Source organism: Pseudoduganella buxea (assembly GCF_009720835.1).
In the GTDB taxonomy this organism is placed as follows: Bacteria; Pseudomonadota; Gammaproteobacteria; order Burkholderiales; family Burkholderiaceae_D; genus Rugamonas; species Rugamonas buxea.
In genome coordinates, this window is record NZ_WNKZ01000200.1 from 1 (window position 1) to 1,854 (window position 1,854).

The 1,854-nt window shown below is 72.1% G+C and carries 1 protein-coding gene; it reads right to left on the minus strand.

All coding sequences use genetic code 11. The features are described from left to right. The coding region (locus GM672_RS29815; protein WP_155473675.1) for a polyketide synthase at positions 1-1,854 on the minus strand (1,854 nt) is incomplete at both ends.

A 1,854-nucleotide genomic window follows, 5' to 3' on the forward strand; every position in this document is an offset into this window, starting at 1 on the left:
GGCGGCCGGTGCCGCGGACACGGGCATCGGGGCCTGCGCGGTCCGGGCGACGCCGCCGTCGGCCCGCACGGCACGGTGCGCGTCACGTGCCTGTACCGCCGCCACGTGCTGGGCCAGCAGTTCGGGCGTGGGTTGTTCGTACACCAGGATCGAATCGAGGTTCAGGTCGAATGCGGCGTTCAGGTCGCGCACCACCTCGACGGCGCCAAGCGAGTCCAGGCCCATTTCGCTGAATGCGCGCCGGTTGTCGATTTCGCCGGGCCGCAGGAACAGGTTGTTGCACAGCGTACGCTCGATGACGCGCTGGATTGCCGCCAGGTCGACCATGGCCGGCATGACGGCAGGTTCGGCGGCAGGTTCGCCGGCAGGTTCGGCGGCGGGCCAGATGGCCGGCACTGCGGCCGGTTCATCGGCCACGGCGGCCGGCGTTGCGGCTGGCATGGCGCCGCGGGTTGGCGCCGCCTTTGCGCGGATCGCCGGCACCAGCTCGTCGCTGAGCACGCGCGCATGCAGCGCCACTTCGCGCTCGATGACCTGCGCCAGGCGGGCCTGCACGCGCGCTGCCAGTTCGCCCTTCAGCGCCGCGACGACACCGGTTTCGTTGGCGGCGATCGCCTGGGCGATCCGCAATGCCGCCGGGACAACGTCGGCGCTGTCGGCGAAGCGCGCCGGCACGCCCATTTCCTGCAGCTGGCGGCCACTGTACGTGGAGGCCGTCATGCACATCTCGTCGGCGATGGCCGCGCCGAAGCGGCGTTCCAGCGCATATGTGGCGCCCAGCCCCGGCGTGAAGCCGAACTTGACGAAATTGGCGCTGTAGGTGCCATCGCGATCGAGCACGACGTGGTCCGCGTGCAGGCCGAACGTCAGGCCGCCGCCGGCAGCATGGCCCCGGATCGCCGCCACCACGGGAACGCGGCAGGCGGCCAGCCCCTGATACAGGAACGGCACGTCGGTGAACTGCCCGTCGTGCCGGGCCAGCCGCTCCAGCGCGCCGGGTGTGCCGCCCATGCTGAACGACTTCTCGGTGCCGGTCAGCACCACCGCGCGGATCGCCGGGTCGCCGTCGATGGCCGCGAATGCGGCCTCCAGGCCGGCCAGCAGCGCCGCCGTGAACATATTGTGGTGCTCGACGTCCTGCATGCGCACCAGCGCCACGCCATTGTCCAGTACCTGCAATGCGACGACGTCGCGATCGATGCCTTGGTCCACGGATTCACTTCCTTGTGAGATGGGTTGTACGACAGGCAGGGCGGCCGGCGGCAGGTTCTGCTCGCGTTGCCATTGGCCGATCCAGAAACGCTCCGAGCGCGGCAGGCGCGGGACGGGCAGGTGGACCCGCCGGGCCCCCGAACCGGCCCAGCGCGGCGCAAAGTCGACTGCGGCGCCGGCCAGCCAGCGGGCCACGTCGGTATCGGCCGGCTCGTCGCCGGAACCGTCCGTCCAGGCACGCAGGATTCCCGCCGCGTCCGCTGTATCGGTCACCTGCACGGCCATGCGCCGCGGCAGGTGGCTGCGGCAGGCCTGCAGCGTGTAGGCCACGTCGGCCAGGGTCAGGAGCGCTCCGGTCGCGCCTTGCAAGGCCGCGAACGGCGCATCGGGATCGACGCCGTGCGGCAGCCCAAGCCGCGCCGCCAGCTGCAGCAGCTGGGCCGCATCCAGTCCCACGCCGCGCGGCGTGTCGTGCACCGTCAGCTCCGTGGCGGGCACGCCCAGCAGCTCGGCCGCCAGCAGGCGCGCATCCGGGCTGTCCGTGCCTGCCGGTGCCGCCAGCGCGCCGGCCAGCTGGGACACATACGCCGCCAGGCTGGCGTCGTCGCGTGCGGACAGCAGCAGCCATTGCGGGCCGCCCTG